12 protein-coding genes and 1 pseudogene are annotated in these 15,294 nt (G+C 61.1%); 6 read left to right on the top strand and 7 right to left on the bottom strand.

All coding sequences use genetic code 11. The features are described from left to right. Window positions 1–7: 7 nt before the first annotated feature. Window positions 8–1,621 (top strand): NAD(P)/FAD-dependent oxidoreductase, encoded by a 1,614-nt coding sequence (locus tag AC07VO_RS21500; RefSeq protein WP_018926906.1) that lies wholly within the window; start codon window positions 8–10, stop codon window positions 1,619–1,621. 45 nt (window positions 1,622–1,666) lie between these two features. On the opposite strand, the gene AC07VO_RS21495 is transcribed toward AC07VO_RS21500, so the two are convergent. Beyond that, window positions 1,667–2,764, bottom strand: coding sequence for a PLP-dependent cysteine synthase family protein (locus AC07VO_RS21495; RefSeq protein ID WP_173861174.1), 1,098 nt, complete (start codon window positions 2,762–2,764; stop codon window positions 1,667–1,669). Between the two features lie 247 nt (window positions 2,765–3,011). Here AC07VO_RS21495 and nhaA point away from each other — a divergent pair, with 247 nt between their 5' ends. The 3 genes and pseudogenes from nhaA to AC07VO_RS21480 all read left to right on the top strand — a co-directional run bounded on the left by nhaA (window position 3,012) and on the right by AC07VO_RS21480 (window position 5,736). Then, window positions 3,012–4,199 (top strand): Na+/H+ antiporter NhaA, encoded by a 1,188-nt coding sequence (gene nhaA / locus AC07VO_RS21490; protein ID WP_192350781.1) that lies wholly within the window; start codon window positions 3,012–3,014, stop codon window positions 4,197–4,199. 121 nt (window positions 4,200–4,320) lie between these two features. Further along, window positions 4,321–5,503, top strand: a pseudogene (locus AC07VO_RS21485) (S-type pyocin domain-containing protein). Then, window positions 5,500–5,736, top strand: a complete 237-nt coding sequence (locus AC07VO_RS21480) for a DUF7683 domain-containing protein (RefSeq protein ID WP_018926910.1) — start codon at window positions 5,500–5,502, stop codon at window positions 5,734–5,736. Before AC07VO_RS21485 ends, AC07VO_RS21480 begins: the two are co-directional and overlap by 4 nt. Window positions 5,737–5,819: 83 nt before the next feature. Here AC07VO_RS21480 and AC07VO_RS21475 read toward each other — a convergent pair whose 3' ends face one another. Further along, complete coding sequence (locus tag AC07VO_RS21475; protein WP_018926911.1) at window positions 5,820–6,284, bottom strand: outer membrane lipoprotein; 465 nt, start codon at window positions 6,282–6,284, stop codon at window positions 5,820–5,822. Window positions 6,285–6,452: 168 nt separating this feature from the next. On the opposite strand from AC07VO_RS21475, the gene AC07VO_RS21470 reads away from it, so the two are divergent. Beyond that, window positions 6,453–6,689, top strand: a complete 237-nt coding sequence (locus tag AC07VO_RS21470) for a hypothetical protein (protein ID WP_064619929.1) — start codon at window positions 6,453–6,455, stop codon at window positions 6,687–6,689. Between the two features lie 5 nt (window positions 6,690–6,694). On the opposite strand, the gene pdxH is transcribed toward AC07VO_RS21470, so the two are convergent. The 5 genes from pdxH to dinG form a co-directional block, all read right to left on the bottom strand. Further along, complete coding sequence (gene pdxH / locus AC07VO_RS21465) at window positions 6,695–7,342, bottom strand: pyridoxamine 5'-phosphate oxidase (RefSeq protein ID WP_018926913.1); 648 nt, start codon at window positions 7,340–7,342, stop codon at window positions 6,695–6,697. Between the two features lie 24 nt (window positions 7,343–7,366). Further along, entirely contained in the window at window positions 7,367–8,359 is a 993-nt protein-coding gene (locus tag AC07VO_RS21460; protein ID WP_086944788.1) for an OmpA family protein, read from the bottom strand. A 113-nt stretch (window positions 8,360–8,472) separates the two neighbouring features. Beyond that, on the bottom strand, window positions 8,473–9,618 hold the full coding sequence (locus AC07VO_RS21455; protein WP_086944787.1) for a serine hydrolase domain-containing protein: 1,146 nt from the start codon (window positions 9,616–9,618) through the stop codon (window positions 8,473–8,475). Between the two features lie 264 nt (window positions 9,619–9,882). Next, complete coding sequence (locus AC07VO_RS21450; RefSeq protein WP_086944786.1) at window positions 9,883–12,387, bottom strand: beta-galactosidase; 2,505 nt, start codon at window positions 12,385–12,387, stop codon at window positions 9,883–9,885. A gap of 96 nt (window positions 12,388–12,483) precedes the next feature. Beyond that, on the bottom strand, window positions 12,484–14,628 hold the full coding sequence (gene dinG, locus AC07VO_RS21445) for an ATP-dependent DNA helicase DinG (protein WP_007935913.1): 2,145 nt from the start codon (window positions 14,626–14,628) through the stop codon (window positions 12,484–12,486). A 99-nt stretch (window positions 14,629–14,727) separates the two neighbouring features. Between dinG and AC07VO_RS21440 the strand changes: the two genes are divergently transcribed. Further along, on the top strand, window positions 14,728–15,192 hold the full coding sequence (locus AC07VO_RS21440; protein WP_064619942.1) for a CopD family protein: 465 nt from the start codon (window positions 14,728–14,730) through the stop codon (window positions 15,190–15,192). Window positions 15,193–15,294: the final 102 nt, after the last annotated feature.

Below are 15,294 nucleotides of genomic sequence, written 5' to 3'. Positions count from 1 at the left end.
TCCCGCCATGTTACGAATCACCGAACTCAAGTTGCCGATCGACCATCCCGAAGAAGACCTGCGCCCTGCCATCGTGCAGCGCCTGGGCATCGCCAGTGATGACCTGCTCGACTTCACCTTGTTCAAGCGCAGCTACGATGCGCGCAAAAAGTCCTCCGAACTGTGTTTCATCTACACCATCGACCTCAACGTTCGCGATGAGGCGGCGGTGCTGCGCACGTTCGCCGATGACCGTAACGTCAACGTGGCGCCGGATGTCAGCTACAAAGTGGTCGGCCAGGCGCCGGCCGACCTGAGCCAGCGTCCGATCGTGGTCGGCTTCGGCCCGTGCGGGATCTTCGCCGGCCTGGTGCTGGCGCAGATGGGCTTCAAGCCGATCATCCTCGAACGCGGTACCGAAGTGCGCCAGCGCACCAAAGACACCTGGGGCCTGTGGCGTAAAAGTGTGCTCAACCCCGAATCCAACGTGCAATTCGGTGAAGGCGGCGCGGGAACGTTCTCCGACGGCAAGCTCTACAGCCAGATCAAAGACCCGAAATTCCTCGGTCGCAAGGTTCTGCATGAGTTCGTCAAGGCCGGTGCGCCGGAAGAAATCCTCTACGTCAGCAAGCCGCACATCGGGACGTTCCGTCTGACCGGTGTGGTGGAAAACATGCGTGAGCAGATTCGCGCCCTGGGCGGCGAAGTGCGCTTCCAGCAGCGGGTTACCGATGTGCTGATCGACGACGGCCAACTGGTGGGCGTCGAACTCCATGGCGGCGAACAGATCCATTCGAAGCACGTGATTCTGGCCCTCGGCCACAGCGCCCGGGACACCTTCCGCATGCTGCACGGCCGTGGTGTGTACATGGAAGCCAAGCCGTTCTCGGTGGGGTTCCGCATCGAACACCCGCAGTCGCTGATCGACCGCGCGCGCCTTGGCAAATACGCCGGCCACCCGAAACTCGGCGCTGCCGACTACAAACTGGTGCACCACGCCAAGAACGGTCGATCGGTCTACAGCTTCTGCATGTGCCCGGGCGGCACCGTAGTGGCGGCGACCTCCGAGCCGAACCGCGTGGTCACCAACGGCATGAGCCAATACTCGCGTAACGAGCGCAACGCCAACTCCGGGATCGTCGTCGGCATCACCCCGGAAGTCGATTATCCGGGCGGCCCACTGGCCGGCATCGAGTTGCAGGAACGCCTGGAATCCCACGCCTTTGTGCTGGGCGGCAGCAACTACGAAGCACCGGCGCAACTGGTCGGCGACTTCATTGCCGGCAAGCCGTCCACCGAATTGGGCAGCGTCGAGCCGTCCTACAAACCGGGCGTTGCCTTGGGTGATTTGGCCCTGGCCCTGCCGGCGTTCGCCATCGAAGCGATTCGCGAAGCCCTGCCAGCGTTCGAGAAGCAGATTCGTGGCTACTCGCTGCACGACGCCGTGTTGACCGGGATCGAGACGCGCACCTCTTCGCCGCTGCGCATTACCCGTAACGAGTCGATGCAGAGCCTGAACGTGAAGGGGTTGTTCCCGGCGGGTGAAGGCGCGGGTTATGCGGGCGGGATTCTGTCGGCGGGTGTCGACGGGATTCGGATTGCTGAAGCGGTTGCCCGGGATATCCTTGGCCTAGAAGCCTGACCCAGATGATCGTTCCCACGCAGAGCGTGGGAACGATCAAATATCTCAGATATTGGCGCGCAACACGCTGGCCGGCAGCGGCTCTCCGCGCTCAACGCTGGCCGCCACGGCATCCATCAGACCACTCAACTCATACCCCTGGGCCTTCAGCCAGGCCTGATCGTAATAGGTGTCGGCATAGCGCTCGCCGCCATCGCACAGAATCGCCACGATCGACCCCGACTCCCCCGCCGTCGCCATCTGCTGGGCCGCCATCAAGGCGCCGATCAGGTTGGTCCCGCTCGAACCACCCACCCGTCGCCCCAAACGTTGTGCCAGGTAATGCATGGCTGCCAGTGACAAGGCGTCCGGCACCTTGACCATCGCGTCGATGACTTTGGGCAGGAACGACGCCTCGACACGCGGCCGGCCAATACCTTCAATCCGTGACCCGTGATCGAGGCGCAGGCTGGCGTCGCCGGTCTTGTAGTAATCGAAAAACACCGAACGCTCGGCATCGGCGCACAGCACACGGGTGCAATGCTGGCGATAGCGCACGTAACGGCCCAGCGTCGCGGTGGTGCCGCCGGTGCCAGGGCTGGAAATCAGCCAGCTCGGTTCCGGGTGCTGCTCGAAGCGCATCTGATGGAAGATCGATTCGGCGATGTTGTTGTTCGCTCGCCAGTCGGTGGCGCGTTCGGCGTAGGTGAACTGGTCGATGAAATGCCCGTCGTGTTCGTGAGCCAGGCGTTCGGACTCAGCGTAAATCTGCGTCGGATCGTCCACCAGATGGCTCTTGCCACCGTAGAAAGCGATTTGCGCGATCTTTTCCTTGGACGTGCTCGCGGGCATCACCGCAATGAACGGCAAACCCAGCAGCCGGGCGAAGTACGCCTCGGAAATCGCGGTCGAACCGCTGGACGCTTCAATCACCGGCGCACCGGGCTTGAGCCAGCCGTTACACAGCGCATAGAGGAACAACGAGCGCGCCAGCCGATGTTTCAGGCTGCCGGTGGGATGGCTCGACTCATCCTTGAAGTACAACTCGATGCCCGGCAACCCCGGCAGCGGCAAGGGGATCAGGTGGGTATCAGCGCTGCGCTGGAAGTCGGCTTCGATGATCCGGATGGCTTCGCGGGCCCACTGTCGGTTGTCGCTCATGATGGTTTTCTCGTTGAATCAGGCAAGAGTCGGCCTTGTCGCAAGGCTCAGTCCACAAGCTTAGGAAAAAACCTACATCACGCACAGATACAGCTGGGGTTCAATACGTCCGGCAACTGCTAGGCTCAGGCCTTTGCTGACCGGACACGTTGTAACGGTATATAACAAAAAAGAATATAACTTTTGTTTTAACAACCAACGGTACGGGTTAGGGTGTGCCACCTTTTGAATTCATCGATGGAGAGCGACCTTGCCTCTGCGTAGCACGTTCACGCGTTTCTTTCAGTTGGAAGCTGCCAGCGGTCTGCTATTGATCGCCGCAGCTGTCCTGGCCCTGATCATCAACAACTCATCGCTGTCGTGGCTCTATAACGGCCTGCTGGACACCCCCGTGGTGGCTCAGATCGGCGCGCTGAAAATCGCCAAGCCATTGCTACTGTGGATCAACGACGGCCTGATGGCCCTGTTCTTTCTGTTGATCGGCCTGGAAGTGAAGCGCGAAGTCCTCGACGGCCAACTGTCGAAACCGTCGCAGATCGTCCTGCCCGGCGCGGCCGCAATTGGCGGCATGGTGGTGCCGGCGCTGATCTACTGGTTCCTCAACCGCGATAACCCGTCCGCCCTGAGCGGCTGGGCCATCCCGACGGCTACCGACATTGCCTTCGCCCTTGGCGTGCTGGCCCTGCTGGGTAAACGCGTGCCAGTGTCGCTGAAACTGTTCCTGATGACCCTGGCGATCATCGATGACCTTGGCGCAATCATCATCATTGCGATCTTCTATTCCGGCGCTCTGTCGACCCTGTCCCTGGCGCTGGCCGCGGCCTGCATCGCGGCCTTGATCGGAATGAACCGACTTGGTGTGGTGAAACTCGGGCCGTACATGATCATCGGGCTGATCCTTTGGGTCTGCGTACTCAAGAGCGGCGTGCATGCGACGCTGGCGGGTGTGACCCTGGCCTTCTGCATTCCACTGCGCACGAAAAACGCCGAGCCTTCGCCGCTGCTGATCCTGGAGCATGCCCTGCATCCGTGGGTGGCCTACGGCATCCTGCCGCTGTTTGCCTTCGCCAACGCTGGCTTGTCCCTGAGCGGCGTGACCGTCGAAAGCTTCACCCATCATGTACCTATGGGCATCGCCGTCGGCCTGCTGTTGGGCAAGACCGTCGGTGTCTTCGGCCTGACCTGGCTGGCGGTAAAAATCGGCATCGCCGCCCTGCCCCAAGGCGCCAACTGGGGCCAGATTTTGGGGGTGGCGATCCTTTGCGGCATCGGCTTCACCATGAGCCTGTTCGTCGGTTCCCTGGCCTTCGTGCCGGGCGCCAGTGAATATGCCGGGATGGACCGCATGGGTATTCTGACCGGCTCGATCCTGGCGGCATTGATCGGTTATGCGGTGACGGCGGCGGCGAGCCGCAAGAGTGCTGCGCTGCCTTCCTGAACGATAGAGAACACTCTTAGCAACATTGAGGATTCGTCCTACAGTCACGATTAGCCACGTTCGTTAACGTCGCGCAGCCCCCTCTTTGGGGGTTGCCGATGGACGAGCGAAAGGACAATCAGTGGCTGGCCACAAGGACATCCCCCGGGTACAAAACCCACCGTCAGGTGACGGGGCATCACGTCACTCACCGATTCATGACGGCCACCGAATTGGCCGAGCGTGATGCCAGACAAAACGCCTACGACGCCATGCTCGCAAGGCAGCAGGCCTTCGAAGACAGCGTTCTGGTCCCGACGAAAAAAGACGACGTTGTCCGCGCGGGATGCGTGTTCGCCAAGTCCTGCAAACTGCCCGATGCAATCATCGACTACACGAATCCCTCCGGCGTTGTTCCGACCGACAGCCTGAAAGACTACGGCGAACTGGTTCTGCTCGGCGCTCGCGAGGCCGATGAAAGCGGTGTCGTGCCGCTGAAGAAAATCAGTGGTACGGCCATTCCGGTGGGTTTCGGCAGCTTCGCCCTGAGTGGCCCAGCGTTCGCCGCATTACCCGCCGTCGCAGTCAGCACCGCTGCGGCCACCCTGGCAGGTCTGGTGGCCCTGGTCATGCCGTCGAGCCTTGGCGACAGCTCGCTCTACACCGAAGACCAACTGCGATCCCTCAAACAGGCGCGCACTCGCGTGCGTCTGCGGGTAGAGCAACAGGCTGATGGCCGTCTCAAGGGATACGGTTTTTACACTGGCAAAAACCGCGATTGGGAAATGGTCGATGTCGTGCAGTTCACCTTGCGCGGCAGTCAGCAGGTGGCTGATCTCGGGGACGGCATTGAGCTGATCTGGACGCCGGCCGAGAACGGTTCAAGCACCCTCGGCATCCCCGCTTTGGAAGCTGCGCCACAAGCGCCGCACATCTGGGTTTACCCGCCGACGAAGGCGGCTGACAGCATCATCGTGAATCCGGTTTATCCGCCGGAGTACAAGGATTTCATTCTTGTGTTTCCGGCGGATTCGGGGGTGTTGCCGGTTTATATTGTGGTGAGTGTTGCGGACCACAAATATCATCCGGCGCCAAACGGGCTTACCGCTTTTCCTGATGCCACACCGGCAAAACAGAAGACTCGGGTCAAAGGTAGAGGCACCCGAATGCGCTGGAGAACGGCTGAAGGGCGAATTCTAGAATGGGATTATCAGCATGGAGCAGTAGAAATGTATGACAAACGAGGTCGCCATCTGGGTGAGTTTGACGCTGAAACAGGTAATCAAAACAAGCCGGCGGATCCGAAAAGAAGGATAGAACCGTGAACCACGTAATTTATGCTTTTGATAAAGAAACAGAAGCGCTGGTATTCGAAGTGCCTGTCCCGGCAGACGGCATTGCACAGCTGAGGGCGATAATGAGTTGGACTGAGGCTGAAGAAGAAATCTATGGCTATGACCTTGATTCCCAGCAGATAACAAAACTGGAAACATTAGTCGGTCGATCATTTTACGATCCACAATACGATTTTCAGCTCGGTTGTTATGCAAGCAAGTAAATGCTCTGGTTCAACTCCACAGCCCAAAAGAAAACCCCGACCAGCTCACCTGATCGGGGTTTTCTTTTACCCTACATTCCCGCTTAGTGCGAAACGCGGCTGGTCCCACCCACAGTGGAGATCCGCACACGCTCCCCCACACGGAACACTTCGTTTGGCTGAACTTCCTGCACGTAGGCGCGCATGCTGCCATCGTCTTCGCGCACGGTGATTTCGACGCCTTGAGTGCGGGTCAGGCCTTCTTCGGCAGCCGACCCCACCAGGCCACCCGCTACAGCGCCGATGACCGCTGCAACGATGCTGCCGCGACCACCGCCGACGGCGCTACCGCCGACGCCACCCACGACTGCGCCCGCAGCGCTGCCGATCGGGGTCTTGGTGCCTTCGATTTTCACCGGACGCAGGGATTCGATGGTGCCCATGCGAATCGTCTGCACGCGACGCGCTTCGTCACGGGAGTAGGAGTCACCGGTCAGGCTCGATTGGCAACCGGAGAGCAACATCGCCATCGTGGAAAAGGAAGCAACCAGCAAAACAGACTTACGCATAGCATCAAACTCCATAGGACAGGTATCCATTAAAACCCGCAGCTTGACGCCTGTCACGGCATCGCCCGGATAAAATTGGTTTCATTCAGGCCTGGTACAGGCACTTTGCGAACTCACCATACAGTAGCGTCACATTACGAAATCTGCGCCGCTGACCCAAGGAATATCATGGATTACTTCATCATTGTCGTCACGACCATCGCCGGTTTGTACTTCCATTGGTGGTTGTACGTGCGGATAAAACGCTGGGGGGACCGCGATCTGGCGTTGTCACTGGCGGGTAAAGACGAACAAAAAAGAGCCTTCATGCTCCAGCAACTGGCGAACGCTCAAGCGCAGAAGATCAAGCGTCGGGACCTGCCACAGTGGCTAGAGGCCGCTGCGGCAGGGTATCCCGATCGGTAGACCGTTTACGGGGCCAGGCGCTCACGCACCCAGTCAGCACCCTGCAAGCGGTAGTTGAGGCGATCGTGCAGACGGCTCGGACGGCCCTGCCAGAATTCGATGCGCTCCGGTAGCAAACGATAACCGCCCCAGTGTTCGGGGCAGTGCGGCTGGCTATCGCTGAAACGCTGCTCCGTGTCCTTGAGCAGCGCCTCCAGTTCGCCGCGATCGGCGATCACCCGGCTCTGGGGCGACGCCCAGGCACCGAGACGACTGCCCAGAGGGCGAACCTGGTAGTAGGCGTCGGACTCTTCAGGCGTGACCTTCACCACCCGCCCTTCGATGCGCACCTGGCGCTCCAGGGCCGGCCAGAAGAACGTCATGGCTGCAAATGGATTGGCTGCCAATTGCTGCCCCTTGTCGCTCTCGTAGTTGGTGAAGAAGGTGAAGCCCTGCTCGTCCAGGCCCTTGAGCAGCAGAATGCGGCAATGCGGCCGACCGTCCTGATCGACGGTGGCCAACGTCATGGCATTCGCCTCCACCGGTACCTGCTCGGTTTTCACCGCATCGGCAAACCACTGATGGAACAGTGCGAACGGCTCGGCCGGGGCTTGCGCCTCGGTCAAGCCATCTCGGGTGTAATCGCGACGCATATCTGCCAAGGGCCGGGTCATGGCGCATTCCTTTTGGTTAATGAATCACTGCTTTGTGGCATCGGTGGCGGTGGCGCTCTTCGAATCGACAGCGGTTTTAGCCGGTGCGGTCTTTTTCGCGGGTGCCTTTTTGGCTGGAGCCTTGGCGGCCGCTTTCTTGGCCGGTGCCTTTTTCTTCGACGAGGCAGCGGTTTTTTTCGCAGCCGGTTCCGGGGTCACAGGCTTGGCCACTGGCTTGACGTCTTGCGCGACGACTTTGGTTACCGGTGCCGGAGCCGGCATATTGTACTTGCTCAGCAGCGCGGCCATGGTGTCTTGCGGCGTCAACAACAGCTCGACGCGACGGTTCAAGGCGCGACCTTCAGCACTGTCGTTGGCGGCGCGCGGTGCGTCACCGCCCATGCCGCGCAACATCAGGCGATCACGCTGCAGACCGCTGAGACGGAAGATCGCTGCCACCGCCTGGGCGCGTTCCTGGCTCAGTTTCACGTTGGCCGGTGCGGCACCCGACGTATCACTGTGGCCGAGTACCAGCACGGCAGTCTTTGGATCGGCTTCGAGGATTTTCGCGACACGGGTGAACGGAGCGAGGGTCACCGGCAGCAGCATGGCCGGGCGGTCCGGGTTGAACGAGCCTTCCACCGGAGCCGTGACGACCAGCACATTTTCACGGCGCTCGAGTTGCAGGTTGCTGCCCTTGACCGCCTCGCGCAGGCGCGGCTCATAGTCGTCAAGCCAGGCTTGGGTGATTTTCGGATCGGGCATCGGCACGGCTGCTTTGGCAGTGCTGGTGCTCTGCTCCTTACCGCCGAACGGCCACCACCATTTGCCTCCGGCATCGGCTTCAGCCTTGGCGACGGGTACTGCGGCAGCAGGTTTCAGGGGTGCCGGGGACGGGGCGGGTTCTTTAGTCGCGACCTTGTCGGATGAACCGAACGGCCACCAACTGCTGCCACCTGCGGCATCATTTTGTGGGGTTTGTGCACAACCGGTGATAGCGAAGCACAGGGCCAGGGCGAGGGTTTTATTGGACGACATTGGGTATCCACAAAATGAGGTAATGAAAAGTCAGCCGGGGCGCCCCCGGCTAAACAGACGCTTTGAAACCACAAAGGCTTTCGGGTTCCAGCCCTGGCCCCCTTAAGCGTGATTTACAGACAAGTGGCCAGTACTCGCACAAGCTTTTGCGCTCGTGGATCCATCAAGACGTACGGCCCCAGCGTATTTGTCACAAAACCGAAGGCCACATCATGTTCCGGATCAGCAAAACCGATGGAGCCGCCAGCACCCGGGTGACCGAACGCCCGTGGGCCGAGGCCGTAGGTGGCGTTGGGTACGTCCGGTTGATCGAGCATGCAACCCAGACCGAAGCGGGTCCGGGTCAATAAAGTCTTGTCTTCGCCAACGCTGTGTTCGCGGGTCAGCTCGTCGAGCATTTCGCTTTCCAGCAGGCTGCCATCGAGCAGTCCTGCGTAGAAACCGGCCAGGCTGCGGGCGTTGCCGTGGCCATTGGCGGCCGGCTGCTGCATGCGCCGCCATTCCGGTTTGTTGGTGCTGGTCATGATCGACGGCGGGTTGGTGAAGGCCCGAGTGGTCATGGCCGTCGGTTCGCGCATGGTCACCTGCAGCAAGCGCTGGGCCGCGACATCGCCGACGTTGCCCTTGCTGCGGGCGATGTGCGCCACGCGATGGAACTCTGAATCGGCCAGGCCGACGTGGAAATCCAGCCCCAAGGGCTTGGCAACCCGCGCCACGATGGACTCGCCCGGCCCACGACCGTCGGCGCGCCGCAGCAATTCACCGATCAGCCAGCCATAGGTGATTGCCGCATAACCGTGACCTTGGCCCGGCGTCCACCAGGGTGCTTCGGCGGCCAAAGCATTGACCATGGTCTGCCAGTCGTAAAGTGCCTCAGGAGGCAGCAACTCGCGCAAGGCCGGCAGACCCGCCTGATGGCAGAGCAAGTGGCGCAGCGTCACGGATTCTTTACCGGCGGCGGCAAATTCGGGCCAGTAGCGGGCGACCGGGGCATCGAGTTGCAGCTTGCCTTCAGCCACCAATTGCAGCGCCGTCACGGCGGTGAAGGTTTTGGTGCAGGAGAACAGGTTGGCGATGGTATCGCTGTGCCAAGCCTCATGGCCGTCCTTGTCGGCGGTACCGGCCCAAAGGTCGAGGACGGTTTCACCACCGATCCGGATGCACAACGCCGCGCCGCGTTCCTGAGGATCGTCGAACAGCGCTGCAAACGCTTCACGCACCGCTTCGAACTTAAGCTCGTAATGACCCTGAATCTGCACCCGCAACTCTCCCGGATAAACGCTCTACAAAGTGGCCCGCATTGTTCCAGCCCTTGAGGGATTTGGAACAGGATCGGGTCGGATGGTCGCCCGGTTATGGAAATGCCGCAGACATCAACGATGCGATCCCCGTGACGAGGGGGGCTTGCCCCCGTTCGACTGCGAAGCGGTCGCAAAAACCTGTATTTGCGGTGCATCTGTAGGCATGGGGGCCGCTTCGCGGCCCAACGGGGGCAAGCCCCCTCGCCACAGGTGTATCAGGAATCAATGGCCATTGCCCGAATGCCCACCCGCATGCCCTGCGCCCTTGCCCGGGCCTTTGCCTGCCTCGCCCTTCCTGCCACCCTCGACATCGTGACTGGCTTTTTCCGCCTCAGCGCTGGCCTTCTCCGCCTCTTTGCCAAGCTGATCGATGATCTGCACATTGCTTTTACGCACACTGTCGACAAAGCCCTGGAACGGCAAATCAGTAATGCCCACCAGACCGAAGTGCCCGTTCTCGCCATCCAGCAGACGACCGGTCACCGGCTGGTCGAGGTACTGGAACCAGTGCACCCCGACAATCGACGGTTCGCTCATTGCCTGTTTGAGGAAGTGAGCGTAAGCCGTGCCGCGGTCTTCCTCCTTCGCCAATTGCGTCACGCCACCCCAGAACGGGCCCCGATCTGCCGAGCCGAAGTTGAATTCGGTGATCAGCACCGGTTTGTCCAGACTGCGCAGTTTGGCGAAGTCGTAACCGTCCTGGGGTTGCAGGGTGTACATGTTGAAGCTCAACACGTCGCAGTATTGTGCACAGGACTCGACTGCCTCCGGGGAACTGACGGCAAAGCGACCACCCAGCAACAACTGGTTCGGCGCGTGCCATTTGAGCGAATCGGAAACGGTCTTGAAGTAGGTGTCGGCGAAGACCTTCTGGAAGTATTTGAAGTCGGCTTCGATTTCCGGGTGTTCGGCGCTCGGCTCCGGCGGCACGAAGCCTGGGTCTTCCATCAACTCCCAGGCAGGCAGATCAATGCCCCAGGCTTTCGACAACCCCGCCTGGTTGCGGTACTTGTCGCGCAGTTGCTTGAGGAAGGCGCGTTTGGCCGGCACGTCGGTGGTCATTTTCAAGGTGCCGTAGGCCAGCGCATAGCGGGCCTTCGGGTCATCGCCGGGACCGGCCCAGGCCAGTTCGTTGTCGGCGAAGTAACCGATCAGCCACGGATCGTCGCGATGGTCGCGAGCGGCGATGGCCACGGCGCGTTCGGTGGCCATGGCGAAACGCGGATCGAACGGGTCAGGCATGCCGCCCCACCAATCGGTGCCAGTGCTGATGCTGGCGTAATCGCCGACGATCGATAGCGGCAAGGTGTACGGCACACGGTCAGCGTTACCCAACACCGGTGCGCTCCAGTTGCCGAGGGTGTTGAACCCCCAGGCTTGCAGGCGATCGAGGGTATGACTGGCCCAGCGTTGTTCGTCGACAGTTACTTTGCAGGGTTCGGCGGCCGCCTTTTCGACCGTCGCTTCAACAGCCCCGGTCTTGGCCGCCTCGGCAACACCGGCTCCAGACTCGGTAGGCGCAGGCGCGGCTGATTGCTCGGCGGCCTTTTCAGCCGTCGCCTCTACCGCCTCGGCCTTGGCTGCTTCGGCAACACCAGCCTTAATGTCTCCGCCCGGTGCGCAAGGTTTGCCGTACAGCCGCTGCAGGTTGGCGCCATAAAAATCGTACCAACGACCGGCGTTGTAGGCTCGGCCCTGATCAACACCGTTGCCGCCACGGTTATCGCCTTCGCCATAGTGACTGGCCAAGGGTTCGTCGGGTTTAGGCAGGGACTCGAACATCCACTCGCGCCCGGCGACGTAGGTCTGGTTGACGCTCGGGGTCACGGTGTTGACGCCGAGGGAATAGAACGGATGCCCTTCCGGAGTCACCAGGTACCAGCGGCCATCACGCTTTTCGGTGCGGAAAAAGCCGCTGGCCTTGAACTCTGGGCCTTTGTTCAAGCCGCCGAACTTGTCCAGAGGCGCCTTCTCGCGCTCCGCCAGCCAGGTTTTCAGTTGTTGCTGCTCTTTGCCAGCGGCGGATTTCAGTTGTTCGTCGCTGCTGATCTTCTCCGGCCATTTGGCCCGGGTCGATTGACCGTAAGCGTCCACCAGGCCGCCATAAGCGGCTTTGGTCACGGCCTCGCCGTCCTGCACGCCGAAGCGCTCGAGCAGAATGCTTTGGGCGACTTTCGGCTGATCCATCGACAAGGTCACCGACACCACCTGGCTACGGTCCAGCTCACCGGTACTGCTGGCCAGCAATACACGCTGCCCTTCGAAATTGATCGGCATCGGCGGGCCGGCTTTCATGCCCTGGCTCAGCGGTGAACTCGGCTGCAGCGGTACCAGTAAGGTCTGCGCCGGGCCGGCCGGCAGATCGACACGGCTGACCAGAGTCTTGCCGTCGTTACTCTGGATTTTCACGTACAAGGTCACGGCCCAGTTCATCGCGCTCTGGATCCGCAGGCTCATGACGCCCGACTGCGACCAGTCCCAGGCACCGGTCTGCGGTGTCAGGCGCAAGGTCGGCTGGGCAGCCGGGTTGAAGGTCACGCGACGCAACACTTCACCTTCGGCCGTTTGCTCCGCATTGGATTGCGGCAGGCTGGCGTCCTGGGTCGCCACCTGAACCACGTCGGCGGGACGCACAAAGTTGAACAGCGTCTGCTGGCCGGCGGGGGCCGCCAGCAAAGGGGCTGCGAACATCAAGGCAAAAACGGCGGGCAACGAACGGCGAATCATAAGAACGTGGTTCTCCCTAACGACCATCAATGGGCCAGTGGAAAGGCAGTGGCAGTGAGGTAGACAACGCGGTGGGCAAATTTGCCCACCGGCGCATCAGGAAATTTCACGACGAAATGGCGGCAACGCATTGAGAATAGCTTTGCCGTAGCGCTGTGTGACCAAACGACGGTCAAGCAAGGTGATGGTGCCGCGGTCTTCTTCGGTTCGCAGCAGGCGACCGCAGGCCTGGACCAGTTTCAACGAGGCGTCCGGTACGGAGATTTCCATGAACGGATTGCCGCCACGGGCTTCGATCCACTCAGCCAGCGCGGCTTCGACCGGATCGTCGGGCACCGAGAACGGGATCTTGGCGATCACCACGTGCTCGCAGTAGGCACCGGGCAAATCCACGCCTTCGGCAAAGCTCGCCAGGCCGAACAGCACGCTGGAATCCCCGCCATCGACCCGCGCCTTGTGCTTGTTCAGGGTTTCCTGCTTCGACAGGTTGCCTTGAATGAACACTTGCTTGCGCCAGTCGCGATCCAGCCCGTCGAACACGTCCTGCATCTGTTTGCGCGAGGAGAACAGCACCAGGGTGCCACGGGAGCCCTCGACCAGTTCCGGCAAGTCGCGAATGATCGCCGCCGTATGGGCCGGTGCATCGCGCGGGTCGGCTTTCAGGTCCGGCACCCGTAATACGCCGGCATCGGCATGATGGAACGGGCTCGGGACCACGGCGGTCACGGCGGTTTTCGGCAGGCCGGCGCGCATGCGGAAACGGTCGAAGGTGCCGAGAGCGGTCAGGGTCGCCGAGGTCACCAGCGCCCCGTAAGCCACGTTCCACAAGTTGCGCCGGAGCATTTCCGCCGCGAGGATCGGGCTGGCATTGACCTCGATGTCGAACAACGAACCGCTTTCGGCCAGCGTCAGCCAACGGGCCATGGGCGGGTTATCTTCCGGGTCTTCGACGGTGAAGGCGGTCCACAACTCCCAGTTTCCCGAAGAGCGCGACAGCAGGCTACCGAACAGCGGATACCACTCTTCGGCCTGGTTGCTGGCGATGCCAATGTTGACCTCGCCGTCCATGCCTTCCTTGAGCAGTTCGGTAAGCCGGGTGAACAGGTCGGTCAGTCGGGCAAAGCCCTTCTTCAACTCGATGCCCATCTCACGCATATGTTCGGGAATCACCCCGCCGACGAAACGGTGACGCGGCCGCTCGCGACCTTCGACGTCTTCGCCGGGCTTGAAGTCGGCGACTTGCTCACAGGCACTGAACATGAACTGCTGCTGGGTCTTGATTTCCCGGGCCAGTTCCGGCACCTGTTCGATCAACTTGCCCAGATCCCCCGGCAGCGGGTGTTGGGCGAGCAATTTGGTGAGGTTCTTGGCGGTGGTCTCCAGCCAGTCGGCGGTGGAGCGCAAGCGTGTGTAATGGGCGAAGTGGCCGATGGCCTTGTCCGGCAGGTGATGACCTTCGTCGAACACGTAGATTGTGTCGCGCGGGTCCGGCAGAACCGCGCCGCCGCCCAGGGCCAGGTCGGCCAGGACCATGTCGTGGTTGGTGACGATCACGTCGACCTTGCCCATGCCTTCGCGGGCCTTGTAGAAGGCGCACTGGCCGAAGTTGGGGCAATGGCGGTTGGTGCACTGGCTGTGATCGGTGGTCAGGCGCGCCCAGTCGGCGTCTTCGAGCGCGGTGGACCAACTGTCGCGGTCGCCGTCCCACTTATTGCCGGCAAGTTTCTCGATCATGCTGGTGAACAGCTTCTGACTGGCCTCATCGACCTCGATCTTGAAGCCTTCTTCTTCGAACAGCTGTGCGGTAGCGGTTTGCGCGTGACCTTCCTGGAGCAACATGTCGAGCTTGGACAGGCACATGTAGCGCCCCCGCCCCTTGGCCAGGGCGAAGCTGAAATTCAGCCCGCTATTGCGCATCAGGTCGGGCAAATCCTTGTAGACGATCTGTTCTTGCAGGGCCACGGTGGCCGTGGCGATCACCAGACGCTTGCCAGCGGCCTTGGCGGCGGGGATCGCTGCCAGGCTGTAGGCCACGGTTTTGCCGGTACCGGTGCCGGCTTCCACCGCGACAATCGCGGGGTCGCCACTGCGCCGGCCTTCGTCGTCGGTGTCGATGTCACCGAGGACTTTGGCGATTTCGGCGATCATCAGGCGTTGGCCGTAGCGTGGCTTGAGGCTCTTGGCTTCGAGAAAACGCGAGTAGGCGCCCTGGATCGTGGTTTTGAGTTCAGTGCTGATCATTGATTGTCGGGCGCAAAAAACGCTGGATAAATTTTCAGTGGTTCGGATCGGCCGCTATCATACCCCGCTAATTAATCCCGCGCAGAACGGAGTACCCCAATGACACCTTTTGGCATCGTTTATACCCTGCATGTCCTGGCCGCCCTGGTCTGGGTCGGCGGCATGTTTTTCGCCTGGATGGTCCTTCGCCCCGCTGCGATGAAGGCGCTGGAAGGCCCTGCCCGGTTGAAGCTGTGGGTGGAAGTGTTTCAAGGTTTTTTCCGCTGGGTCTGGGTCGCGGTGGTGCTTTTGCCGATCAGCGGTGTGGGCATGATTCATTTGCAGTTCACCGGGTTTGAAGCGGCACCGCGGTATGTGCAGGCGATGATGGGATTGTATGTGGTGATGACCGCGTTGTTTATCCGGATTCAGGCGTTGCTGCTGCCGGAACTGCGCACGGCGGTAGCGGCTGAGGATTGGCCGACGGGCGCGGCGACGCTGGGCAAGATTCGCCGGTTGGTGGGGATTAACCTGATGGTCGGGTTGGTGCTGGTGGCGATTGCTGCGGCTCGGCCGATGTTCTGAGCAATGCATAGTCTCTGTGGCGAGGGAGCTTGCTCCCGCTCGGCTGCGTAGCAGTCGTAATCGATCACTGCGCACGTTCTGAAAAAACAGGGTCGCCGGCTT

This window comes from Pseudomonas sp. GW821-FHT03E01 (assembly GCF_059420765.1).
This window is presented reverse-complemented; position numbering and strand designations above follow the sequence as displayed.